Annotated in this window: 24 protein-coding genes and 2 tRNA genes; 8 read left to right on the top strand and 18 right to left on the bottom strand. The window is 71.9% G+C overall.

Going from position 1 to position 23,239, the window contains the following annotated elements; genetic code table 11:
- Positions 1-20: 20 nt before the first annotated feature.
- Entirely contained in the window at positions 21-503 is a 483-nt protein-coding gene (gene soxR / locus DS079_RS06975) for a redox-sensitive transcriptional activator SoxR (RefSeq protein ID WP_010551988.1), read from the bottom strand.
- A 105-nt stretch (positions 504-608) separates the two neighbouring features.
- Between soxR and fdxA the strand changes: the two genes are divergently transcribed.
- Complete coding sequence (gene fdxA, locus DS079_RS06970; protein WP_010551989.1) at positions 609-938, top strand: ferredoxin; 330 nt, start codon at positions 609-611, stop codon at positions 936-938.
- 58 nt (positions 939-996) lie between these two features.
- On the opposite strand, the gene DS079_RS06965 is transcribed toward fdxA, so the two are convergent.
- The 3 genes from DS079_RS06965 to DS079_RS06955 are packed head-to-tail and all read right to left on the bottom strand — an operon-like array spanning position 997 to position 2,260.
- A complete protein-coding gene (locus tag DS079_RS06965; RefSeq protein WP_126986043.1) occupies positions 997-1,662 on the bottom strand; it encodes a hypothetical protein in 666 nt (221 codons plus the stop codon).
- Positions 1,659-2,051 carry a hypothetical protein gene (locus DS079_RS06960; protein ID WP_126986041.1) on the bottom strand — a complete coding sequence of 131 codons (393 nt, stop codon included), beginning with the start codon at positions 2,049-2,051 and terminating at the stop codon, positions 1,659-1,661. Before DS079_RS06960 ends, DS079_RS06965 begins: the two co-directional genes overlap by 4 nt.
- A complete protein-coding gene (locus tag DS079_RS06955) occupies positions 2,048-2,260 on the bottom strand; it encodes a hypothetical protein (protein WP_010551992.1) in 213 nt (70 codons plus the stop codon). Before DS079_RS06955 ends, DS079_RS06960 begins: the two co-directional genes overlap by 4 nt.
- A 19-nt stretch (positions 2,261-2,279) precedes the next feature.
- On the opposite strand from DS079_RS06955, the gene DS079_RS06950 reads away from it, so the two are divergent.
- Positions 2,280-2,561, top strand: a complete 282-nt coding sequence (locus DS079_RS06950) for a hypothetical protein (RefSeq protein ID WP_010551993.1) — start codon at positions 2,280-2,282, stop codon at positions 2,559-2,561.
- Positions 2,562-3,100: 539 nt separating this feature from the next.
- Positions 3,101-4,987, top strand: coding sequence for an HNH endonuclease signature motif containing protein (locus DS079_RS06945; protein ID WP_126986039.1), 1,887 nt, complete (start codon positions 3,101-3,103; stop codon positions 4,985-4,987).
- 17 nt (positions 4,988-5,004) lie between these two features.
- Here the strand turns inward: DS079_RS06945 and DS079_RS06940 are convergent, their stop codons facing one another.
- Positions 5,005-5,391, bottom strand: coding sequence for a barstar family protein (locus DS079_RS06940; protein ID WP_010551995.1), 387 nt, complete (start codon positions 5,389-5,391; stop codon positions 5,005-5,007).
- Positions 5,392-5,616: 225 nt separating this feature from the next.
- On the opposite strand from DS079_RS06940, the gene DS079_RS06935 reads away from it, so the two are divergent.
- Positions 5,617-6,021, top strand: coding sequence for a MerR family transcriptional regulator (locus tag DS079_RS06935; protein WP_126986037.1), 405 nt, complete (start codon positions 5,617-5,619; stop codon positions 6,019-6,021).
- Positions 6,022-6,039: 18 nt separating this feature from the next.
- On the opposite strand, the gene DS079_RS06930 is transcribed toward DS079_RS06935, so the two are convergent.
- The 3 genes from DS079_RS06930 to aceA form a co-directional block, all read right to left on the bottom strand.
- Positions 6,040-7,521, bottom strand: a complete 1,482-nt coding sequence (locus tag DS079_RS06930; RefSeq protein ID WP_126986035.1) for an Hsp70 family protein — start codon at positions 7,519-7,521, stop codon at positions 6,040-6,042.
- A 114-nt stretch (positions 7,522-7,635) separates the two neighbouring features.
- Positions 7,636-9,321: a malate synthase A gene (aceB, locus tag DS079_RS06925; RefSeq protein WP_126986033.1), complete on the bottom strand. Its 1,686-nt coding sequence runs from the start codon at positions 9,319-9,321 to the stop codon at positions 7,636-7,638.
- 154 nt (positions 9,322-9,475) lie between these two features.
- Positions 9,476-10,813, bottom strand: coding sequence for an isocitrate lyase (aceA, locus tag DS079_RS06920; RefSeq protein ID WP_126986031.1), 1,338 nt, complete (start codon positions 10,811-10,813; stop codon positions 9,476-9,478).
- A 167-nt stretch (positions 10,814-10,980) separates the two neighbouring features.
- On the opposite strand from aceA, the gene DS079_RS06915 reads away from it, so the two are divergent.
- Complete coding sequence (locus tag DS079_RS06915) at positions 10,981-12,654, top strand: helix-turn-helix domain-containing protein (RefSeq protein ID WP_126986029.1); 1,674 nt, start codon at positions 10,981-10,983, stop codon at positions 12,652-12,654.
- Between the two features lie 206 nt (positions 12,655-12,860).
- Here the strand turns inward: DS079_RS06915 and DS079_RS17390 are convergent, their stop codons facing one another.
- Genes DS079_RS17390 through DS079_RS06905 form a run of 3 tightly spaced genes read right to left on the bottom strand, consistent with a single transcriptional unit; the run spans position 12,861 to position 14,164 of the window.
- Complete coding sequence (locus DS079_RS17390; protein ID WP_241237577.1) at positions 12,861-13,001, bottom strand: hypothetical protein; 141 nt, start codon at positions 12,999-13,001, stop codon at positions 12,861-12,863.
- Positions 12,968-13,501 (bottom strand): SDR family NAD(P)-dependent oxidoreductase, encoded by a 534-nt coding sequence (locus DS079_RS06910; protein WP_241237576.1) that lies wholly within the window; start codon positions 13,499-13,501, stop codon positions 12,968-12,970. The genes DS079_RS17390 and DS079_RS06910 overlap by 34 nt, the downstream gene beginning before the upstream one ends.
- Positions 13,502-13,534: 33 nt before the next feature.
- Positions 13,535-14,164, bottom strand: coding sequence for a LysE family translocator (locus DS079_RS06905; RefSeq protein WP_126986027.1), 630 nt, complete (start codon positions 14,162-14,164; stop codon positions 13,535-13,537).
- A 163-nt stretch (positions 14,165-14,327) separates the two neighbouring features.
- Between DS079_RS06905 and DS079_RS06900 the strand changes: the two genes are divergently transcribed.
- Positions 14,328-14,756 (top strand): Lrp/AsnC family transcriptional regulator, encoded by a 429-nt coding sequence (locus tag DS079_RS06900; protein ID WP_053918947.1) that lies wholly within the window; start codon positions 14,328-14,330, stop codon positions 14,754-14,756.
- 30 nt (positions 14,757-14,786) lie between these two features.
- Here the strand turns inward: DS079_RS06900 and DS079_RS06895 are convergent, their stop codons facing one another.
- Positions 14,787-16,019 carry a nucleoside permease gene (locus DS079_RS06895; protein ID WP_126986025.1) on the bottom strand — a complete coding sequence of 411 codons (1,233 nt, stop codon included), beginning with the start codon at positions 16,017-16,019 and terminating at the stop codon, positions 14,787-14,789.
- A gap of 218 nt (positions 16,020-16,237) precedes the next feature.
- On the opposite strand from DS079_RS06895, the gene DS079_RS06890 reads away from it, so the two are divergent.
- Positions 16,238-17,320: a glucose-1-phosphate adenylyltransferase family protein gene (locus DS079_RS06890; RefSeq protein WP_126986229.1), complete on the top strand. Its 1,083-nt coding sequence runs from the start codon at positions 16,238-16,240 to the stop codon at positions 17,318-17,320.
- Positions 17,321-17,403: 83 nt separating this feature from the next.
- On the opposite strand, the gene DS079_RS06885 is transcribed toward DS079_RS06890, so the two are convergent.
- From DS079_RS06885 to DS079_RS06870, 4 genes are all read right to left on the bottom strand, one after another.
- Positions 17,404-17,479, bottom strand: a tRNA-Ala gene (locus tag DS079_RS06885).
- A gap of 41 nt (positions 17,480-17,520) precedes the next feature.
- A complete protein-coding gene (locus tag DS079_RS06880) occupies positions 17,521-17,691 on the bottom strand; it encodes a DLW-39 family protein (protein ID WP_126986023.1) in 171 nt (56 codons plus the stop codon).
- A 21-nt stretch (positions 17,692-17,712) separates the two neighbouring features.
- Positions 17,713-17,786, bottom strand: a tRNA-Ile gene (locus DS079_RS06875).
- A 170-nt stretch (positions 17,787-17,956) separates the two neighbouring features.
- Positions 17,957-18,787, bottom strand: a complete 831-nt coding sequence (locus DS079_RS06870; protein ID WP_126986020.1) for a hypothetical protein — start codon at positions 18,785-18,787, stop codon at positions 17,957-17,959.
- 91 nt (positions 18,788-18,878) lie between these two features.
- Between DS079_RS06870 and DS079_RS06865 the strand changes: the two genes are divergently transcribed.
- The gene (locus DS079_RS06865) at positions 18,879-19,358 is read left to right on the top strand and encodes an aminoacyl-tRNA deacylase (protein ID WP_126986018.1); all 480 of its coding nucleotides are present in this window, start codon (positions 18,879-18,881) and stop codon (positions 19,356-19,358) included.
- Between the two features lie 400 nt (positions 19,359-19,758).
- Here the strand turns inward: DS079_RS06865 and DS079_RS06860 are convergent, their stop codons facing one another.
- A complete protein-coding gene (locus tag DS079_RS06860) occupies positions 19,759-20,313 on the bottom strand; it encodes a DUF3566 domain-containing protein (RefSeq protein WP_010552009.1) in 555 nt (184 codons plus the stop codon).
- 3 nt (positions 20,314-20,316) lie between these two features.
- Positions 20,317-23,181: a DNA gyrase subunit A gene (gene gyrA / locus DS079_RS06855; RefSeq protein WP_126986016.1), complete on the bottom strand. Its 2,865-nt coding sequence runs from the start codon at positions 23,179-23,181 to the stop codon at positions 20,317-20,319.
- Positions 23,182-23,239: the final 58 nt, after the last annotated feature.

Genomic DNA, 23,239 nt, shown 5'->3' with positions numbered 1-23,239 from the left:
GCGGACGCAGAGCGCCGCGCTCACGCCTCGTCGTCGTCCTCGATGACGTCCTCGAGCCGGCGGGGCCCGGCGCCGGTCGCGGCGAGCGCGTCGTCGGGGTTCAGCAGCGCGCAGGCCTTCAGCGAGAGGCAGCCGCAGCCGATGCAGCCGGTGAGCTCGTGCTCGAGCCGCTCGATCGCGCGTCGACGCTCCTCGAGAGTGCGGCGCCAGCGGCGGGAGGCCCGCTGCCATTCGGCGTGGGAGGGCGTGCGGTCCATGGGGACGTCGCCGAAAGCGGCGCCGACGTCGGCCAGCGGGATCCCGAGTCGCTTGGCGACCGAGACCAGGGAGACGCGGCGCAGCATGTGCCGGGCGTAGCGGCGCTGGTTCCCGGCGGTGCGCACGGAGGCGATGAGCCCCAGGTCCTCGTAGTAGCGCAGGGCGCTCGCGGCGACGCCGGTGCGTCGGCCCATCTCGCCGATGGTCATGAGCTCCTCGGGTTCGTGGGGCGCGTTCATGCGCATCCGCTCCCTCCACCTTGACCTCAAGTGCACTTGAGATCCTACGGTGCTCGCAGCACCGCGGGAAGAGCCCGCACCGCACCACCGCTCCTGGGAGGACCGCATCCGATGACCTACGTGATCGCCCTGCCCTGCGTCGACGTGAAGGACCGCGCCTGCGTCGACGAGTGCCCCGTCGACTGCATCTACGAGGGCAGCCGGATGCTCTACATCCAACCTGACGAGTGCGTGGACTGCGGCGCCTGCGAACCGGTGTGCCCGGTCGAGGCGATCTTCTACGAGGACGACACCCCCGACGAGTGGGCGGAGTACTACAACGCCAACGTCGAGTTCTTCGACGAGCTCGGAGCGCCCGGCGGCGCGGCGAAGATGGGCGTCATCGAGAAGGACCACCCGCTGGTCGCGGCGCTGCCGCCGCAGGAGAACCCGCTGGAGTGAGGTCAGGGTGCCCGGCGTGGTGCCGTGGAGCGGGCCCGGCGGGGCGCTCGTCGCGCGCTCAGTGTTCGTCCTGTCGGGCCCTCGTCCTCTTGAGGTGTCGTGTGAGCTCGGCGTCGGTCGCGGCTCTCCCCGGCAGGTCCCGGAACCCGGCCTGGGCGAAGGCCCCGCCGCCATCCGCCTCGGGACGCCACCAGACCCCTGACTCCTCGAGGCGCAGCAGGGCGACCGTCCGCCTCCCGATCACGCGGGTGGTGAGGCCGCGATCCAGGTACGCCGTGGCCATGGTGACCGCGGCATCGCCCTCGCCGTAGTCATAGCCCTCCGGGCACCCCACCGTCCAGGGGCCGATGTCGACCTCGATCTCGTCCTCCTCGTCGACGGGCTCCTCGGCGTGTCGGACGACGACCGGAAGCTCCGCCGCGGCGTCCGAGGTGAGCGTGACGTCACCGCCCTCTCCGGCATGGCGGGCCACCTCGGCGGAGCACCGCGCGAGGATCGCTGCCGCGACGAACTCGCGGCTCGTCTCCGCATCGGGCCGTCCGACGAGGACGACCCCGGTGTCGGGCAGGCGCACACGGGGCTCTCTCCTCACCGCGGCCAGGATCTCCTGCACGACCCAGGCGACGGCAGCTCCTGCAACAACGAGGATCAGCATGACGAGCAGAAGAGGTGCGAGCACGATGAAGAGCACGGCGTTGCCGAGCCCGGCGAGCAGCCGCCTCACGCCAGCTCACCTGCCGCCCGCCCAGGCCGCGCACGGAACATCCACGCAGGGCGCTCCCGCACGCCGAAGGGCCAGCCCGGGCGCTCCCGGATGAGCTCGAACCCCAGCCCGCGGATCTCCTGGCGGAACCCGCGGTACTCGGCCTCCAGCTGCTTCGCGAGCTCCGGCGCGACGGGTGGAGGCTTCTCGGAGAAGTACTCGCCGTACGCACCCTCCATCTCCTCGCCCCACGCGTGGATTCGCGCGACGAGATCGGCGGGGAGCAGCTCCTCGACATCCGGCAGGTCGTCGCCCTCCGTGTCGGCCGACCAGTCCAGCAGCACTGAGTAGTCCCACACGAAGCGGAGGCGACGCGACGCGTCCCCTTCTGGCCGTCGGAGTGCGTTCATCCCGGCTCCTGGTCGTCATCGACTCGTCCCGAGCTCGGCGCACCATGGCGCCCCGGCTCGTCCCAGCGGAGCGTACTGCCTTCGCCGCGGGCCGTGAGCACATTGCGCGCCTGCGCGGGCACCGCCTGACGCACCTCCTCGGGTCCGAGCACCTTCGCCGTGCCCGGCAGCACTGCGCGCAGGTGCGCCACCCGGAGCAGATCGCACACTCCCCTCTACGATGCGTGCATGGACGATGCCCGTCCGCCCCGACGCGGGCGGCGCTCCCCCGGGGACCTCTCCCTCGCCCTCGGCCTGATCGCGCTGCTCTGCGCCCTGATCCCGATCATCGGCGACGTGCTCGCCATGCCGCCCGGTCTCGCCGCCGTCGTCCTGGGATACGCCGGGGTCAGCCGTCACGACCGCGGTCTCGAGCACCGCGCACTGCCCGCCTATGCCGGCGCGGCACTCGGCGCGATCGCGCTGCTCCTCGTGGCGGTCTCGCTCATCGCCACGCACGACACCGCCTGAGGCCGACGGGACGGCTCCGACCTGCACCCACCCCGCGAGGCGCCGGGGTGTGCACTGGCGCGGACGGGTTCGAGGCGCTCGCGCAGCACGCACCGTCATCTCGTACGCCTGTGCGATTGAGTCGCCGCGGGGACTAGACCATTTCTCGGGTGACCTCATCGTCGATACATGAAAATCAACCTCCGGAAGCGCATCTCAGATTCTGTCCAACCCGACGACGACGACCGTTCCTGCTCCGCGAGCAGTGCGGCCTCTCCGAACACCATTCCTCTCTGCCTCTCGCGGGAAGACTCCCCCGCAGCTCTGACATTCGACATCGGCCCAGGCGAACAGAACGATATGTCCGAAGCTTCGCACGTCGGGGCAGCTCGCCGACCGTGCCCTCTTGACGCACGCCCCGCCGCCGCAGCAGCGTCAGGACGGGACCGCCCTCCCCACCGTTCCTCCACACACCACGCTTTTCCACATTCTGTGCACAGCTGTGGAGGGGTTTCCACAGATCTCTTCCCTCTATCCGACAGAGATGCGATACTGGTCACATGACAGAGGATCCGCAGCGACGCGACGCCACCGGGGAGGCCGACGACGGCCACCGCCCGGCGCACGACGTCCCGCCCGCGGACGACGCCGCCGAGTGCGCGCCCGAGCCGGCGGACGTCCCCGTGCGTGTGGAAGAGAGCGCGGTCCTCGTCGGAGAGGTCGACGTCGCGGCAGTTCGAAAAGCCCTCATGACGCTCGGCGTGCAGGGCTCCCCGTCGCTCGACCGTCTGTCCGTGGCCGAGACCAAGGCGCTGCTGTCGAGCATCGTCGGGATCGAAGCTGCTCTGGATGCGGTGCGAGCTCGTGCGCTGGTGCGCCTCGAGGCCGCGGTGAAGGAGGACTGCCTGCAGCGCGAGGAGAGCCCGCGCCAGGCGATGCAGGTCGCCCGCTCCGAGGCGTCGCGGATGCTCAAGGAGTCGCGGTCCGTGGCCGGTCGGAGCCTGGCGACCTGCCGGCGACTGGTCCAGAGCATGCCGGGCATGCTCACCGCCCTGGCTGAGGGCACACTGAACCCCCGCTCGGTGCACACCGTCGGCTCGGCGATGGGGCCGGTGCCGCCGCATGTGCGGGAACTGGTCGACACGATGCTCACCGCGCAGCTCCCCGACCTGCAGGACTGCGGCACCCGGGAGATCTCCGACCACGTCGCACGGATGCTCCATGCGCTGGATCCGGAGGGGGCGGCGGAGCGCCATCGTCGGGCGATGAGGGACCGACACGTCACGATCACCCGCGAGGACCACGGTATGGCCTCCGTGCGGGCGCTGATCCCGGCGATCGACGCCGCCCGGATCCGGAAGGGGCTGTCCGTCGCGGCGGAGGGCGCGCGCGCCGCCGGCGACCGGCGCGGCCATCAACAGATCATGGCGGACATGTTCGCCGACGCCCTGGTCGGCCGGGGCGACGGCATCGATCCGACCACCCTGGACATCGGGATCATCATCACCGACCGGTCACTGCTCGCCCCGGCGCACGCCGACGCGGCGACCATCGAGGGATTCGGGCCGGTCCCCTACGACCACGTCCGCGAGGCGATGCTGCGAGCCGTGGACTCCGGGAGCGAGGACACCGACCTCGCGCTGACGATCCGGAACCTCTACGCCGACCTCGACGTCGGCCAGCTCGTCGGTGTCGAGGCGAGGTCCAGAGCCTTCCCCGCCTCCCTGAGGCGCTTCCTCACGCTCGCCCATCAGACCTGCCGGGCACCGTTCTGCAATGCCCCGATCCGCCAGATGGACCACATCGTGCCCTGGTCGCAGGGCGGTGCGACCAGCCTCGACAACGGGAACGGCACCTGCGGCGGGGACAACCAGAAGGAGGAGTCCGGGGAGAGCGTCCGCGTCATCCACGACGAGGACGGGACGCGGCGCACGGTCGAGTGGACCACCCGCTACGGCCAGAAGTCGCGGCGGGGCGGCATCAACTTCGACCCGGTCGGCACCTACCGACGGCAGCGCCGGCGTCAGCTGGCGGAGTCCGGGATCGCGGGCCTGCCCGCGCCTCCCGCCGCAGGCTCTTCCGCCCCTGCCCACCCTGCTCTCCCCGCAGCCACCGCACTCGACGGCGTCCCGCTGTCCGCTGCCGAGACTCCACCCGTCGTCGACAGCCCCCTTGAAACGGCGCCCCCGCCCGTCCCATCGGCCCACGGCACCGGAGCGACCGGAGAGGAACCAGCGTTGGACGAGGGCTCGCCGGCGAAGGGATGGTCGACGATCTACCGCGCCTTCGACCGCCTGCAGCTGCGGATCACGGACCTGCCGATCATCCGGCCCCGCCCTGTCAGCGACGGCGTCCTCGTCCTGCTGGACGACATGGCCAGGGGCAGTGCTCCGAGACCGTCGCAGCCACCTGGACCGACGGACGCTCCCGAGCCCCCAGCGCACTGATCCGGAGACCGCACAGATCAGGCGAGGACGAGCTCGATCCGGGGATGGTCCGCGAACACCTCGAGCACCGTGTCGAAGTACGTCGGCCCGCCCTCCGCCTCCAGCCGATCCAGCTTCCGACGCGCGATCGCCTGATCGAATCGGGGATCCTCGAGCTTCGCCAGCAGCTGTGCACGCGTGACCTCCACACCGAGCGCCTCCGCGGACGCGGCGTGCTCCGCCCAGATCACCCGCGCCTCCTCCGCGTCATGCAGTGCGCCGTAGCCGCCGCGCAGCATGTCGTCCAGCGCATCGAGGCTCGGCCCGAGCCGCCAGTCCTCCCCGGCCATGAACACCCTGTTGATCTCGTCGTAGAACGAGGGGATGTCGCAGATGCGGAGGCCATCGAGGCGCAGGGTCAGCATGGGGACAGTCTCTCCCGACGACTCTCCCGAAAGCGTCGATCCGCTCGGCCCGCCCACCGCAGGCCCGAGCTCCGCGTCCTTCAGACCGCGACCGGGCCGCGCCCCCTGCGCCGAGAGGGCGCCTCACCGGTGTCGACGGCAGGAGCGGGATCACATCGATGTCATTTATCGCGACACGACCCTGACCTGCACGATCTGATGGCGACTCGGACATACTGTGGCGCCATGACCGCTGTTGACACCCGTGTGAACCCTGCTGCGAGCACCGGTGCTCCCGCACGCTTCGGCATCGGCGAGCTGTCCGCGCGCACCGGCGTGAGCGCCCGCTCGCTGCGCTACTACGAGGAGCAGGGCCTGCTGACCCCGGCCCGCACCGCCGCCGGCCACCGACGCTTCGACGCCGAGGCGGTGGACCGGGTGCTGCTCGTGCAGCGGCTCTTCGCCGCCGGCCTCACGAGCACCGAGATCGCGCCGCTGCTGCCGCCGCTGCTCGGAAGGCACGACGGCGGGGCCGACGGGATCGACTCGCTGCGCACCCACCGCCGGGAGCTCGAAGGACGGATCGCCCGCCTCCGCGACACGGCGGAGATCCTCGACGAGGTGCTCGAGGAGTTCCCCGGCGCTCGCTGAGCACGCCCGCCCCCGCCGTCACCCCCGCCGGGCGAGGCCGTACTCCCGGCTGAACCCGCTGTCCAGGTCCGTGATCCGCAGCGTCACCGCGCCGGAGGGGTGCAGCTCGTAGCGCTCCTCGATGCGGGGCCCGCCCTCGCGGCGCGTCACCTCCACCTCGGCGAGCGCCGCCTCGTCGAGCGAGCGCAGCGCCGGATCGAAGGGGAAGAGCACGTCCGCGAACGGGACCAGGTCCCCGCGCGGCTCGCCGCTCGCATCCAGCGCCGCATGCTCCACGAAGCGGAACCATCCCAGGTCGTGCGCGGCGGTGTAGCTCCGGGTCACGGCGGTGGTGCCGGCGGTCGGCAGCGGCGCGTCGGGGGTGAGGACCTGGTCGAAGGAGACCCCCTCCCCCGCCCTGACCTCGCGGAACACGCCGATGCCGCGGGAGAGCCGGTCGGCGAGGGAGACCCCGGAGTCCGGGTCCGCGGCGATCGCGAGGCCGATCGCGGTGGAGGCCGCCGGGTACGGGGAGCGGTGCACGCGCCGTCCGAAGCGCTCGCGCAGCATCCGTCCCACCAGCGGCAGACCGGACCCGCCGCCGACGAGATAGATCCCGGCGATGCCGGACTCCGCATCAAGCTCGCCCACCAGCGGGGCCATGACCTCGAGGGTCCGCTCGATCAGCGGCGCGGCCGAGGCGTAGAAGTCCTCGACCGGGAGGATCACGGGGTCGTGCTCCTCGCCGAGGTCGATCATCATCCGACGCGTCTGCGGCAGCAGACGCTCCTTCGCCGCGCGGCACTCCTCGCGCAGCGCGTCCACGGCAGGCGCCCCGAGCTCCTCCACGGTCAGCCCTGCCCGCTCCAGCACCAGCTCGAGCAGCACCTGGTCCATGTCGTCGCCGCCGAGACGGCTGACGCCGTGGCTGCCGAGCACGGCGTGCCCGCCGCCGTCGGCCTCCACCAGCGAGCTGTCGAAGGTGCCGCCGCCGAGGTCGTAGACCGCGATGCGGGTGCGTCGGGCGGTGAGGCTGCGGGACTGGTGGTGGGTGTACTCGAAGCCGGCCGCGGAGGGCTCGTTGAGCAGGGCGACCACGTCGGTGCCGGCGCGCCGGAAGGCCTCGAGCGTCATGATCCGCTGGGCGGAGTGGGCGTGGGCGGGGACCGAGGCGGCGACCTGGCCGACCGGGACCGGCAGCGCCTCCCGCACCGCGGTGAGATAGGCGGTCATGAGGTCCAGCAGCAGGTGCTCGCGCCCGCCGAGCCGGACCGTCGTGCCGGGGTGCGTGTCCGGGTCGCCGAGCGGGCGCTTGAAGGAGCGCAGGTGCGGGGCGCCGGCGCGGGCGGCGCGCTCCGCCTCGAAGCCGTGGACGAGCTGCCCGTCGACCTCGGCGATCACGGAGGGGAAGTGGCTGTGCTCGTCCCCGTCGGGGTCGGTGAAGGGGAGGACGGGATAGTTGCCGCGGTCCACGCCCGCCGCGATGGTGCGGGTGGTGCCCATGTCGATGCCGATGCGCATGGCCTGAACATAGCCGGGCCGACGCACGGGTGTCCGATCTGTCCGGAACGCTCGACCGAGCACCTTCCGGACCTCACCCGTGCGCCGACCCGGTGCACCGTCACCTGCCCAACATCACGCCAGGTGGCGCTCGTACGCGCCGTTGGTGAGGAAGGCGGGGAACTCCTCGCCGAGGACCGCCTCCTTGAGCAGCTCGGCCGCCTCGGGGATGCGACTGCCCTGCTCGGTGTCGAGCTCGAGCACGGCCCGGTCGATGAAGTACTCGACCCGCTCCCGCGTCACCGGCATGCCCTCGTCGGTGAGCATCCCCTGGGTGATCCACTGCCACAGCTGCGAGCGGGAGATCTCCACGGTCGCGGCGTCCTCCATCAGGTGGTCGATCGCGACCGCGCCCGAGCCGCGCAGCCAGGCGTCCAGATACCGCAGGGAGACGCGGATGTTCTGCCGGATCCCCTGGGCCGTGATGGCCCCGCCCTCGACCTCGAGGTCGAGCAGGTCCTCGGCGGTCACATGCACGTCCTCGCGCAGCCGGTCCACCTGGTGCGGACGCTCGCCCAGGACCGCGTCGAACTCGGCCTGCGCGGCGGGCACCAGGTCCGGATGCGCCACCCAGGTGCCGTCGAAGCCGTCGCTCGCCTCGCGCTGCTTGTCCTCGGCGACCATGACCAGCGCCTGCCGCGTCACCTCCGGGTCCCGGCGGTCGGGGATGAAGGCGCTCATCCCGCCGATCGCATGAGCGCCGCGGCGGTGGCAGGTCGCCACCAGCAGCTCGGTGTACGCCCGCATGAACGGCACGGTCATCGTCAGCTGCGAGCGGTCCGGGAGCACGCGGCGTCGGCCCCGGTCGCGGAACATCTTGATGATCGAGAAGAGATAGTCCCAGCGCCCCGCGTTCAGCCCCGCGCAGTGATCGCGCAGCTCGTAGAGGATCTCCTCCATCTCGAAGGCCGCGGGCAGGGTCTCGATCAGCACGGTCGCGCGGATCGTGCCGTGCTCGATCCCGAGCCGGCGCTCGGCGGTCGTGAACACCTCGTCCCACAGCCGCGCCTCGAGATGCGACTCGAGCTTGGGCAGGTAGAGGTAGGGGCCGGAGCCGCGCTCGATCAGCTCGCGCGCGTTGTGGAAGAGGTACAGCCCCGCGTCGACCAGCGAGGCGGAGGCCCGCATCGAGCGGCCGTCGGCCCGCACCCAGCGCAGATGCTGCTCGGGCAGGTGCCAGCCGCGGGGCCGGAACACGATCGTCGCCGTCTCCTCGGCCAGGCGGTACTCCTTGCCGTTCTCGCCGGTGAAGTCGATCTGCCGACGGATCGCGTCGTGCAGGTTCAGCTGCCCGTCGATGACGGCGTCCCAGGTGGGGCTCAGCGCGTCCTCGTGGTCGGCGAGCCACACCCTCGCCCCCGAGTTCAGGGCGTTGATCGTCATCTTCCGATCGGTGGGGCCGGTGATCTCGACGCGTCGGTCCTCGAGGCCGGGCCCGGGGCCGGCGACGCGCCAGCTGCGGTCCTCGCGGATCGCACGGGTGGCGGGGAGGAAGTCGAACATGGCCCCGCCCGCGATGGACTCCCGGCGCAGGGTGCGGGCGGTGAGCAGCTCGGTGCGTCGGCTCGCGAAGCGGTCGTGCAGCAGGGCGAGGAAGTCGAGCGCCTCGGGGGTGAGGATCTCCTCGAAGCGGGGCCCCAGAGGGCCGACGACCTCGAGGCGTCCGCGCGGGGTGCTGCGGTCGGGGGCCGACGGGTCGGTCGAGGTGCCGGCGGCGGGGCGCTGCTCGGAGAGGGGGCGGCGGTAGTCGATGAGGGTCATGGCGAGGTCCTTCCGGGACACGTGGCTGGTCAGGATGGTCGTTGGGGTCCGGCGCGGGGTGGCGGGCCGAGGGGACGGGTCAGGTGGACGCTGGTTCTTCGCCCGGGGGCGGCGGGGTCTCCGCTCGCGGCCCCGGGGACGGGGCCGACGGCGCTCAGTGGAACTGGGCCGTCTCGGTGGAGCCCGCGAGGGCGAGCGTGGAGGAGGTGGGGTTCAGGGCGGTGGCGACCCGGTCGAAGTAGCCGGTGCCCACCTCGGCCTGGTGGCGATGGGCGGTGAAGCCGTGCTCGGCGGAGGCGAACTCGGCCTCCTGCAGCTCGACGAAGGCGCTCATCTGCCGGTCGCGGTAACCGCTGGCCAGCTCGAACATGGCGTGGTTCAGGGAGTGGAAGCCGGCCAGGGTGATGAACTGGAAGGCGTAGCCCATCGCGGAGAGCTCGCGCTGGAAGCGGGCGATCTGCGCATCGTCCAGGTGCCGCTTCCAGTTGAAGCTCGGCGAGCAGTTGTAGGCGAGCTTCTGGTCCGGGAACCGCGCATGGATCGCCTCGGCGAAACGGCGGGCGAGCTCGAGGTCCGGTGTCGAGGACTCGACCCACAGCAGGTCCGCGTACTCGGCGTAGGCGAGGCCCCGCGCGATGACGGGCTCGATCCCGGGGGTGACCTCGTAGAAGCCCTCCGCGGTGCGCTCCCCGGTGAGGAAGGGCCGGTCGCGCTCGTCGACGTCGCTGGTCAGCAGGGTCGCGGCGAGCGCGTCGGTGCGCGCGATGATCACCGTCGGGGTGCCGGCGACGTCCGCGGCGAGACGAGCGGCGTTCAGGGTGCGCACGTGCTGGGAGGTCGGGATGAGCACCTTCCCGCCCAGGTGGCCGCACTTCTTCTCGCTCGCCAGCTGGTCCTCCCAGTGCACGCCCGCGGCGCCCGCCTCGATCATCGAGCGCATCAGCTCGTAGGCGTTCAGGGCGCCGCCGAAGCCGGCCTCGGCGTCGGCGACGATCGGCGCCTGCCAGTCGCGGCTGGTGGTGCCGGTCTCGGCGAACTCGATCTGTCCGGCGCGCAGCAGCGCGTTGTTGATCCGGCGCACGACGGAGGGGACGGAGTTGGCGGGGTAGAGCGACTGGTCGGGGTAGGTCTGGCCGGAGAGGTTGGCGTCGGCGGCGACCTGCCATCCGGAGAGGTAGATGGCCTTCAGCCCGGCGCGGACCTGCTGGACGGCCTGGTTGCCGGTGAGCGCGCCGAGGGCGGAGATCCAGGAGCCGGGGTCCTCGTCGTTCTCGCGGATCATCTCCCAGAGGCGCTCGGCTCCACGCCGGGCGAGGGTGTGCTCCTCGCGGACGGGGCCGGTGAGGGAGAGGACGTCCTCGGCGCTGTGGTCGCGGCGGACCCCCGCCCAGCGCGGGTCGATCTCCCAGTCGCGGGCGAGCTCCTCGGCGGTCATGGTGGGGTCCCCGGGGCGGGTGGTGCTGCGCGGGGCGGAGGGGGTCGGGGTGGTCATCGTCGGCTCCTCGGGCTGCTCCGGCGGCCGGTGGGGCTGCCGTCCTCGGCGAACTTCGTCGAGTGGTCACACTCTTGCCGCTCCAGAGCCCCCTCAGAAGGCCCGATCCGGAAGAACTTCCGCCATATTTCTGCTCTTCAGAAGTTATCTGTGTCACTCTGGTCCGCATGACCGCTCAGCCCCGCACCTCCGGCCGACGCCCCGACGACGCCGCACGACGGCTCGCTGCCGGCGCCCCCGGCTCCGGCACGGGCGGGCGCCGGCCCGCCGGCCGCCCCTCCCCCGCGGCCGACGGGCCCGCGCCCGGCGCACCAGCCCCCGGCGCACTCGCGCCCGATCCCGACGACGACGTCGACCCGCTGCTCATCGGCCGACGGATCCGTGCCGCGCGCACCGCGAGAGGCCTCTCCCTCGCCGAGCTCGCCGCGGCCCTGGACCGCGCTCCCTCGCAGCTGTCCGTGATCGAGAACGGCAAGCGCGAGTTGCGCCTCGGGGAGCTGCGCCGCATCGCGCGCGTGCTCGAGGTGGGGGTCGAGGACCTGCTGGACCCGGAGCCCCCGTCGCGTCGGGCGGCGCTCGAGATCGCACTCGAGAAGGCGCAGGCCGGAGCCCTGTACCAGGGGCTCGGCCTGCCGGACCTGCCCGTGCGCAAGTCCCTCTCCGACGCGGCGATCGAGACGATCCTGACCCTGCACGAGGAGCTGCGGCGCCTGCACGAGCAGCGGGCCGCGACCCCGGAGGAGGCGCGGCGCGTCAACGGGCAGCTGCGCCAGGAGCAGTCCGAGGCGGGCAACTACTACCCCGCCCTCGAAGAGACGGCGCGGGAGCTGCTGGCCCGGATCGGGCACAGCGGCGGCCCGCTCTCGCACCGCAAGGTCTCGCTGCTGGCCGAGGAGCTCGGCTTCTCCCTCCACTCGGTGCCGGACCTCCCCCACTCGGCCCGCTCGATCACCGATGCGTCCTCGATGCGGATCTACCTGCCGCTCGGGCGCGACGCGGCCGATCCCCGCACCACGGTGCTGCAGGCCCTGGCCGCGCACGTGCTGGGGATGGACGAGCCCGCGGACTACGGCGAGCTGCTGCGCCAGCGGGTGGAGGTGAACTACCTGGCCGCGGCGATGCTGGTGCCGGAAGCGGGGGCGAGCGAGCTCCTGCAGCGGGCGAAGGCGCAGCGGGAGCTGTCGGTCGAGGACCTGCGCGACGAGTTCGCCGTCACCTACGAGCTGGCCGCGCACAGGTTCACGAACCTCGCCACCCATCACCTCGACATCCCGGTGCACTTCCTGAAGGTGCACTCCTCGGGCGCGATCGTGAAGGCGTACCAGAACGACCACGTCCGCTTCCCGACCGATGCGCTCGGCGCGGTGGAGGGGCAGCTGGTGTGCCGCTGGTGGAGCGCGCGGCGGGTGTTCCGCTCCGAGGACCGGATGCGGCAGTACAGCCAGTACACCGACAAGCCCGGCGGCACCTACTGGTGCACCTCCCGCATCGAGTCCGGCTCCGGCGGGGAGTTCTCCATCTCGGTGGGCACCGACTTCGCGCACACGAAGTGGTTCCGGGGCCGGGAGACGAGCGTGCGCCATTCCTCGAGCTGCCCCGACCCGGACTGCTGCCGGCGCCCCGCGCCCGAGCTGGTCGAGCGCTGGCACGGCTCGGTCTGGCCGGTCGCGCGCCTGCACGCCTCGCTGCTCGCCGCGATGCCGACGGGCACCTTCACCGGGGTGGACCGGGTGGCGATGCTCGAGTTCCTCGAGCGGCACGCGCCCTCGACCGAGGGGAAGACCAGTGGGGAGCCGAAGGGCGGGGCCGGCCCCGCGTCATCGGTGCCGCCGCGACGATGAGGATCTCCGGGCTCGTCGGGCCGTCGCCCTGCGCCCCAGCTCCAGGCGCCCCCCACGGCGTCGATGAGCACGACGCCGGCGACGCTCGCCCCGGTCAGCGGGAGCATCGATGCCCGCCGCGACGAGCAGCACCGGCCCCCCGCATAGGCGTCCGGCTCAGCGCACCGCGCTGCGGGGACGTGCTCGGGCCGCCATCGGCCGCCTGCTCACCAGGACAGCTCGCGGCGGGGCCGGACGTGGATGTCCGTGAGCTGCACGTCCTCGCTCGCGGTGATGGCCATGACCACCGCCCTCGCGACGGAGGAGGGGCGGATCAGCTCGCCCCGGTCGACGTCCCCGCCGAACATCGGGGTGTCCGTGGGGCCGGGGTACACGGTCGAGACCCGCACCCCGTTCCCCTCCTCCTCGGGGCGTTGCGGGGACGGGCGGCGGTGCCGGCGCCCGAGTTCACGAGCACCACGGTGCCGCGCGCGTCGCGCAGGGCGGGCAACGCGTGCCGGACGAGCGCCGCGCCGGCGGTGACGTTGAGGGCGAAGACCCGCTCCCAGTCCGCATCGGCCGTGTCCTCGACCCGGGTGGAGGGAGAGATCCCGGCGGCGTGGACCAGGGCGTCCACGCGGTCGGGCACGAGCGCGGCGAGGTCGCCGGTGAGCAGGTCCGCGGCGTGCGGGGTGATCAGCGCGGAGGCCTCCTCGAGCTGCGCGAGGGCCTCCCGGTCGCGGCCGACGGCGATCACCCTCCAGCCGAGCTCGGCGAGCTGCAGGGCGATCTCGCGGCCGATCCCGCTGGTCGCGCCGGTGACGAGAGCCGTGCGAGGGGTGGTGCTGTGCTGGTCGGCGGTGGTCATGCGTCCAGTCTGCTGCCGACCGGCGGCGCGGGTCTAGCCGTGCACGACCCCCATCACCAGCAGCACCGCGAGCGCGCCGTAGACGGTGCCGGCCGCGCCGTCGAGCAGGCAGCGCACGCGCGGCCGGCTGAGCACCGCGTCGCGGAAGAGCCCCGCGGCGCTGCCGATCGCGAGATCGGTGAGCAGGCCGGTCAGCTGCAGCAGCAGGCCCAGCATGAGGATCTGCGCGAAGGGGTTCTCCCCGGAGCCGCCCGTCGTGCCCAGGAACTGGGGCAGGAAGGCGACGAAGAACAGCGCGATCTTGGGGTTGGTGATGTTGACGACGAAGCCGCGGCGGAAGACGTTCGGGACGACCGAGGCCTCCGCGAGCGGGGCGCCGGCGCGACGCCAGGTGGTGATCGCGAGGAAGGCCAGATAGCCGGCGCCGGCCAGCCGGATCGCGTCCAGCGCAGCCGGCAGCTGGGTCAGCGCGACGCCGAGACCCGTCGCCGCGACGAGCACCCAGATCGTCATCGCCGAGGTGACCCCGAAGGCGCCCTGGACGGCAGCGCGCCTGCCCTGGTTGATGCCGGTGGCGACCATGAACGCCATGTCCGGTCCGGGAGTCACGAGGATGACCGTGACGGCCAGCAGGAAAGCGGGCAGGACGGACACGTCGAGCACTTCTCACCACCTTGATCTCACTGCGGGAGGAGCTCCCGGAATCACGCCCTCACCTGGGCCGACAGTGACTCTAGGAGGCGGCGATGCGGCGTCGCAATGATCGAGATGCCGGGCAGAACGGCGGGAGGTCGAGCAGTCTGCTGGGCGGTATTAGGCTGTCTGCGTGCTGGACGATCTCGACTACCGCCTCATCGCCCTTCTCCGCGCGAACAGCCGCACCCCGGTGGCCGTCCTCGCGCGCGAGCTCGGGGTCAACCGCTCCACCGTCACCTCGCGGATCGACCGCCTCGTGGACAACGGCGTGATCGAGGGGTTCACCATCCGGGTCAGCGGCGACATCGAGCACGACTCGGTCCAGGGCGTGATGCTGGTCGCGACCGAGAACAGCCGCAGCCCCGAGATCGTGCGCGAGCTGCGCGGCTATCCCGAGCTCGAGCAGTTCCACTCCACCACCGGCACCTGGGACCTCGTGCTGCAGATCCGGGCGCGGAACCTCGCCGAGTTCGACCTCGTGCTGGAGCGGGTCCGGGCGATCCCGGGCGTCCGCACCACGCAGACGAACCTGCTGTTCAGCTCGCTGCGGACGGTGTGACGCAGGGCTTTCTCCGGGCTCCGGCCCGCCTCAGGCCCCCTGCGGCACCTCCGCCGCCTCGACCGTCTCCCGCTCCCGGAAGAGCGCGGCGAAGAACAGCGCGACGCCGACGGCGAGCGCGGCCGGGATGAGCCAGATGGTGCGCCAGTCGTGGGTGCCGTCGGCCGCGAGGAAGGCGTCGACGATGGGGCCGGAGATCAGGGAGCCGATCAGCAGGCCCACGCCGTAGGTGGCCAGGGAGATCAGGCCCTGGGCGGCGCTGCGCACGTGCTTCGGGGCGAAGCGGTCGGTGTAGATCTGCCCGGCGACGAAGAAGAAGTCGTAGCAGACCCCGTGCAGCACGAGGCCGATGATCACCAGCCACAGCAGGGAGCCGGCGTCCCCGAACGCGAACAGGGCATAGCGCAGCGCCCAGGCGAGCATGCCGATCAGCAGCGTCCGCTTCACGCCGAGCTTCCTCAGCATCAGCGGCATGACCAGCAGGAACAGCGCCTCGGAGACCTGGCCGAGGGACTGCACGGCCGCGGCGGACTGCACCCCGATCTCGTTGAGGTAGAGGTTGGTGAAGTTGTAGTAGAACGCCAGCGGGATGCAGATCAGGATCGAGGCGAGGAAGAAGACGAGGTAGGAGCGGGACTTCAGCAGCGCGAGGGCGTCCAGTCCCAGCACGTCGCGGACGGTGACGCGGCCCTGGCCGGGTTCGGGCGGGGTGTGCGGGAGGGTGAACGCGTAGACGCCCAGCAGCGCCGAGCCGATCGCGGCCATGACGAAGGTGTTCTCGAGCGCTCCCCCGGCCTCCCAGCCGAGCCAGCCGATGAGCAGCCCCGCCACGATCCAGCCGATGGTGCCGAACACGCGGATCGCCGGGAACTGCCTCTCCGGGCTGGTCAGGCGGCGGAAGGAGATCGAGTTCGCCAGAGCCAGCGTCGGCATGAAGGAGATCATCGCCAGCAGCGCGAACACGAAGAACGCCCCGAAGTCGCCCTGTCTGCCGGCGAGGAAGAGCATCACGGCGCTGAACAGGTGCAGCACGCCGAGGATGCGCTGCGCGGCGAACCAGCGGTCCGCGATCAGGCCCACGATGAAGGGGGCGAGGATCGCGCCGAGGGACTGGGTGAGGAAGGCCAGGGCGATCTGGCTGCCGCTCGCGCCGAGGTCCGCGGCGAGGTACGTGCCGAGCGTGACGAACCAGGCGCCCCACACGAAGAACTCCAGGAACATCATCGTCGAGAGTCGGAGGCGGATCACGGGGTCGAGTGTCATGCATGGAGAATCTAGCCGACCGTCCACAGGAACGGGAGGGGGCGCTGACAGGGACTCCGCGCGACCGGGTCGCGGTCCGGCGGCGTCTCGACGGGGCGGCCGACGGGCTGGACCCGCCGGTCGGTCCGCTCCCCCCTCGCGCGTCGCGCCCGTACTCTGGCCCGTATGCGCATCCCCGCACTCTCGCGATCGTGCTCGCCGGCGGCCAGGGCTCCCGGATGGGAGCGCTCACCGACGAGCAGGCCAAGCCCGCCCTCCGCGTGGGCGGCTCCTACCGGCTGATCGACATCGCCCTGTCGAATCTCGCCAACAGCCACCTCTCGGCGGTGTGGGTGGTCGAGCAGTATCTCCCGCACTCGCTGAACGAGCACCTGTCGGCCGGCCGGCCCTGGGACCTCGACCGCACCCACGACGGGCTGCGCACCCTCACCCCCTTCGAGGGCGCCGAGGGCGAGGGCTTCGCCACCGGCAACAGCGACACCTTGTGGCGGCAGAAGGAGCTCATCGCCGAGTTCGCCCCGGAGATCGTGCTGGTGCTCAGCGCCGATCACCTCTACACGATCGATCTGCTGGACGTGCTGGACACGCACGCGGCCGCCGACGCCGAGCTCACCATGGTCACCACCCGCCTCCCGCAGGACGCCTCCCGCCACGGCGTGGTGCGCACCGGGGAGGGCGGCATCGTCGAGGAGTTCTGGTACAAGCCGGAGGACCCGCCCACCGATCTCGTCGCCACCGAGATCTTCTGCTTCGACGCCCCCGCGCTGCTCGAGGCCCTGAAGACTCTGCCGGAGCGGGTCGGCGAGCTGCAGGACTGGGGCGACGACCTCATCCCTCACTTCGTCGGGCGGCACCGGACCGTCGAGCACCGCCTCGAGGGGTACTGGAGGGACATCGGCACCCTCGCCTCGTACTGGGCGGCGCACATGCACCTGCTCGACGGCGACGGCGTGACCCTCGACGATCCCGACTGGCCGATCTTCTCCGCCCAGCCTCAGCTGCTGCCCGCCCGCGTCCGGGACGGCGCCGCGGTGAGCACCTCCCTGCTCGCCCAGGGCAGCGACGTGGCCGGCAGCGTGACCCGCAGCGTGATCAGTCCCGGCGCGGTCGTCGAGGCCGGTGCCGAGCTGGTGGAGTGCGTCGTCCTCGACGGTGCGCACGTGGGCGCCGGAGCCCGTCTGCGCGGCTGTCTTGTGCAGGACGACGCGCAGGTCCCGCCCGGGGCCCGTCTCGGCGACGACGACGTCGTCACGCTCGTGGGCGTCGACGGGACGGTCGCGGAGACGACGGCGCGGGAGTAGGCCGGCCCGAGTCGACGGCGGTGCGGACACGGCCGGACACGCAGAAGGCCCCTCCCGGGGGAGGGGCCTTCGTCTGTCCTGCCTGGTGGAGACTAGGGGGGTCGAACCCCTGACCTGAAGCTTGCAAAGCTACCGCTCTACCAACTGAGCTAAGTCCCCGTGGGTGGTGCCGATCGTACTCGCTGCGGCACCGGTGCGGATCAGGAGTGCTGCGCCTGCTTCCGCGCCGCCATGTCCTGCTCGACGGAGACGCGCTCCGCCTCGTTCCACAGATCGTTGCGGATCCGGTCGGACTCGACCTTCCGCCAGGTGAGGATCCCGGCGACGGCCGTGGTGAGCACGACAGCGGTGGTCGCGATGAACTTCTTCATGAGTTCCTCCGATCCTCGAAGTGGGCCTAGCTGGACTTGAACCAGCGACCTCTGTCTTATCAGGACAGCGCTCTAACCGACTGAGCTATAGGCCCGTGCAGGGTGATCTCCGAAAAGTCCCCGGGGATCTCCGCCGACGCACAACGTTACCCCGAGCCGGGTCGCCTCGTCCAACCGACCGGGGCGGTTGTTCGCGAGGTCACAGTATCGTGGCCGGCTCCACGCTTCCTGATCGTCGGGGCGCCGAGGGGCGGTCCGCCGAAGCTCAGGGCCGCGGCAGCCCGTCGTCGGCGACGAGGCCGTGCTCGCGGGCGAGGCCCCGCACCACCTCGGGGTCCGCAGCGAGACGGGCGCAGATCTCCGCCGCCGCGCCGATGAGCCGCTCGTCGCCGGTGAGGGCGTGGAGCTCGTCGAACAGCTCCTGCTGCCGGTGCCGCAGCGGGATCGGCACGCCGTCGCGGGCCAGCACGCCCCAGCGCGAGGCGTAGACGTCCACGTGCGCCGGCCGCTCGCCCGTCGCGAGCGCGAGCGGGACGTCCGCGGCCTCCAGCCGCAGACGGTCGTAGTTCGGCTCAGTCCGGTCGACGACGGCCAGCTGCTCCTCGTCGAACCAGGTCGCGACCAGCTCCATCCGTTCCCCGTCGGCGCGGTACGGAGCGGCGGGCAGGTATCCGGGCGCGGCGCTGCTCGGGACATGGCCGACGGCGAGGCCGTGCACGGTGCAGCGCACGAAGGGCGTGGTCACGTCGAGGTCGCGCCCCGAACGGCGGTACTTTCGGGCGATGGTCCAGGGGGTCTGGTTGGAGCCGACGGCGAGGACGAGGGTCCGCTCGGCCAGCGGCGCGGCGCCTGCGGCGGCGAGGACCTGCTCGATCGCGGCGCGGTCCACGAGCGGGGTGACCTGGTCCTCCGCCGGCTGCGCGGGGACAGCGGAGTCCTGGTGCGAGCCGGCGTCGTCGGCGCCCCCGTCCGCGCCGGGCTCGAGGTCCACCACCCCGTCGGCCAGCAGCAGCGCCGAGGTCGCCGACGGCCCGAGCCACGGGTACTCCTCGGGGGCGACGGTGCTCGGCAGGGAATCGGGAGGCGCGAGGGACATCCCTCGACCGTAGCCCCGTCTCTCGGCCCGTTCCCCTCCGGCGCGACGACTCTCACCCGCCGCCGGCCGCCCGGCTCACTATCGTGGTGCCATGAGCGAGCAGCGTGCGACCGACGCCCTGGAGGCCCTGGGCCTGCCCCACGAGATCACCCGGCACGGGAGGGTCGGCTCCCTCGCCGAGGCGGCCGCGGCCCGCGGCGTCGAGCCCCGCGACATCGTCAAGACCCTCGTGGTGCGCCGCGGCGAGGGCGACTTCCTCTTCGTGCTGGTGCCCGGGGACCGGGAGATCTCCTGGCCGAAGCTGCGCGCGCTGCTGGGCGTGAACCGCCTGTCGATGCCGGACAAGGAGGTCGCGAAGGAGGTCACCGGCTACGAGCGCGGCACGATCACGCCCTTCGGCGCAACGACGGCCTGGCCGGTGGTGGCCGACGCGTCCCTGGCCGGGGATCCCGAGCGACGCATCTCGATGGGCGCCGGCGCGCACGGGGTCGCCGCGACCGTCCCCGCCGAGGAGACCCTCGCCCGCCTCGACGCCCAGGTCGCCGACGTCACCGAGCTCCAGCAGCCCTGACCCCGGGCTGACGGAGAGGTTCTGCGCCCCTGACGACTCATGTCGGCCCCGCTTCGGTCCTGGGGCCGCAGAAGTTGCTCGCAAGGGGCCGCGCCGACCCGCGCGGTGGCTTTGGGTCGTACGGCGGGCCCATCCCCCCACAACCCCCCGTCTCGCCGGCCGGCGAGACGGGACACGGGGAGGGAGGACGACGTGGGCCCGCCGAGGGTGTGCGGCGGAGCCGGGGCGGGTCCAGGCGCACGCCGACGCCCCGTCGCCGCCGGAATCGTCCCGGACATGACGACGCCGCCGGCCTCGGGGAGGCGCGGCGGCGTCGGTGAGGTCATCGGTCCCCGGCGGGCGGACAGGTTCGTGCCCGGCGCGCGGGCAGCACGTGAGCCGTCCCCGCCCGCCCCGGGTTTCACTCGTCGGTGAAAGTCATCTTCAGCCCGCCCAGCAGGGCGGCGACGAGGTTGTAGAGGAAGGCGCCCAGGGTGCCGAGCGCGGTGATGATCACGACGTTCACCACCGCGACGATGGTGCCGTAGCTGGTCATCTTCGAGAAGCTGAAGAACTCCATGAAGGGCAGCGGGTTGCCGCCGTTCAGGTCGCGGCCCAGCTGGTCGACCTTGCCCCACAGGCCGATCGCCTCGACGAGGTTCCACAGCAGCACGACCGCGATCACGGTCGCGATGCCGACGGCGATCGCGACGAGGAAGGACAGCTTCATCACCGAGAACGGGTCCAGGCGGGCCAGGGTCAGGCGCACTCGGCGCGGGCCGCGGCGCTCCTTCTCCGCCCCGCCGGCCGGTGCCGATTTCTTCGGGCTGCGGCTCGCGCCGCGGGCCGCGGAGCCCTTGCCGGAGCCGAGTCCCTGCTCCGACGGCGAGGAGGCGCTGTCGAAGGCCGGGAGCTTCGAGGTGGACTCGGCGGCGTCGGTCTTCCCGGTGCCGGTCCTGGAGTCACTGGTGCTCACGGGTCACTCCTCGTTCTGGTCTGCATCGTCGGGCGAGGTCTCGGACTCGTCAGAGCCTAGAGCATCGCCCTGCCCGTCCTCGGTCGCGGAGGCGGCGGTGTCGGAGATCTCCACATCCTCCTCGCCTCCGGCCTCCTCGGCCGAGGCGGGGCTCACCGCGCTGTCCGCGGACTCCGCACCGCCGTCGCCGGCGTCCTCGAGGACCGGCTTCTCGGCCTCGTCCTCGTCGAGCTCGCTCTCCGGCCCGGTGGTGACCAGCAGGATCCGGTCGCCCTTATCGGGCTTGGCGAAGGTGACGCCCATGGTGGTGCGGCCCTTCGGCGGCACCTCGGAGACCTTCGAGCGGACCACGCGGCCGCGCTCCATCACCACCAGCAGCTCGTCCGTCTCCTCGACGACGGCGGCGCCGGCGAGGTGGCCGCGGTCGTCGGGCAGCTTCGCGACCCGGATGCCCAGGCCGCCGCGGCCCTGGAGGCGGTACTCGTCGACGCTGGTGCGCTTGGCGAAGCCGCCGTCGGTCACGGTGACCACGAAGGTGCCGGGGCGCACCACGTCCATCGCCAGCAGCTGGTCGTCATGGCGGAACTTCATGCCGGTGACGCCGCTGGTGGCGCGGCCGGTGGGGCGCAGGGTGCCGTCGTCGGCCGGCATCCGCACGGACTGCCCGTTGCGGGAGACCAGCAGGATCTGGTCGTCGCTGTTCACGGCACGCGCGGCGATCACGCGGTCGGGGCGGGTGCCGTCGATGCCGTCGACGTCGCGCAGGTTGATCGCGATGATGCCGCCGGTGCGGTTGGAGTCGAAGGCGGTCATCGCCGTCTTCTTGACCAGGCCCGACTCGGTGGCGAGCACGAGGTACTCGGCGTCCTCGTAGGAGTCGATCGCGAGGACGGAGGCGATGTGCTCGTCGGGCTGGAAGGCCATCAGGTTCGCGACGTGCTGGCCCTTCGCGTCCCGCGGCGCCTCGGGCAGCTCGTAGCCCTTGGCGCGGTAGACCCGGCCCTGGTTGGTGAAGAACAGCAGCCAGCGGTGGGTGGTCGTGGTGAAGAAGTGCTCGACCACGTCGTCCTCGCGCAGGGATGCGCCGCGCACGCCCTTGCCGCCGCGCTTCTGGGCCCGGTACTGGTCCTCGCGGGTGCGCTTGACGTAGCCGCCGCGCGTGATCGTGACGACCACGTCCTCCTCGGGGATGAGGTCCTCCATCGACATGTCGCCGTGGAAGGGGAGGATCTGGGTCCGACGGTCGTCGCCGTACTTGTCGACCAGCTCGCCGAGCTCCTCGGAGACGATCTGCCGCTGCCGCGCCGGGTCGGCGAGGATCGCGGTGTACTCCTCGATGAGGGCCTGGAGCCGGTCGTGCTCCTCGATGATCTTCTGGCGCTCCAGGGCGGCCAGGCGCCGCAGCTGCATCGCGAGGATGGCGTTGGCCTGGATCTCGTCGATCTCGAGGAGGTCGATCAGGCCCGTGCGGGCCTCGTCGACGTCCGGGGAGCGGCGGATCAGCGCGATGACCTCGTCCAGCGCGTCCAGCGCCTTGAGGTAGCCGCGGTAGATGTGGATCTGCTCCTCGGCCTTCCTCAGGCGGAACTTCGTGCGGCGCACGATGACGTCGATCTGGTGCTTCGTCCACTCGCGCACGAAGGAGTCGATCGAGAGGGTGCGGGGCACGCCGCCGGAGAGGGCGAGCATGTTCGCGGAGAAGTTCTCCTGCAGCTGGGTGTGCTTGTAGAGGTTGTTCAGCACCACCTTCGCCACGGCGTCGCGCTTGAGAGTGATGACCAGGCGCTGGCCGGTGCGGCCGGAGGTCTCGTCGGTGATGTCGGCGATGCCCTGGATCTTGCCGAGCTTGACCATCTCCGCGATCTTGCGGGCGAGGTTGTCGGGGTTGACCTGGTAGGGCAGCTCGGTCACGACGAGCGCCATGCGCCCGTTGATCTCCTCGGTGGAGACCACGGCGCGCTGGGTGATGGAGCCGCGGCCGGTGCGATAGGCGTCCTCGATCCCGTCGGTGCCGACGATCGTGGCGCCGGAGGGGAAGTCGGGGCCCTTGATGAACTTCATGCACGCTTCGAGCAGCTCGGGCTTGGTCGCCTCGTGGTTCGTGAGCAGCCACTGGACGGCGTCGGCCACCTCGCGCAGGTTGTGCGGCGGGATGTTCGTGGCCATGCCGACGGCGATGCCGGCGGAGCCGTTGACCAGCAGGTTCGGGAAGCGGGCGGGGAGGACGGAGGGCTCGTCGACGGTGTTGTCGTAGTTGCCCTGCATGTCCACGGTGTCCTGCTCGATGTCGCGGACCAGCTCGAGGGCCAGCGGCGCCATCTTGCACTCGGTGTACCGGGGGGCGGCCGCGCCGTCGTCGCCGGCGGAGCCGAAGTTGCCCTGGCCCAGGATCAGCGGGTAGCGCATGTTCCAGGGCTGGACCAGGCGCACCATCGCGTCGTAGATCGCGGAGTCGCCGTGGGGGTGGTAGTTGCCCATGACCTCGCCGACGACCTTCGCGCACTTGGAGAAGGAGCGGTCGGGGCGGTAGCCGCCGTCGTACATGGCGTAGACGATGCGGCGGTGGACGGGCTTGAGGCCGTCGCGCACGTCCGGGAGGGCGCGCGAGACGATGACGCTCATCGCGTAGTCGAGATAGGAGCGCTGCATCTCCTGGTTGAGGTCGACCTGGGTGATGCGGTCGACCTCGTCCTCGTCGAGGGGGTCGACGAGCGTGACGGTGCGGGAGGCGGCCTCGTCGGCCGAGAGCTCGCTGGAGCCCTCGGGCATCTCCTGACCGCCGATCCCGGCGCTCTCGGCGGGGGTCGGGGTCTCGGCCGACGGCTGGTCGTCCTCGGGGCCGGTGGGGTCGTTCGGGGTGTCGCTCATGGCGGGGAGGGCCTTTCGGGTGGGGCCGGTGGGTCGTGGGGGTCCCGGGGGCGCGCGA

This window comes from Brachybacterium paraconglomeratum (assembly GCF_003994255.1).
Lineage (GTDB): Bacteria > Actinomycetota > Actinomycetes > Actinomycetales > Dermabacteraceae > Brachybacterium > Brachybacterium conglomeratum.
Note: the sequence above shows the minus strand (reverse complement) of the source record. Positions and strands in the feature narration are given on the sequence as shown.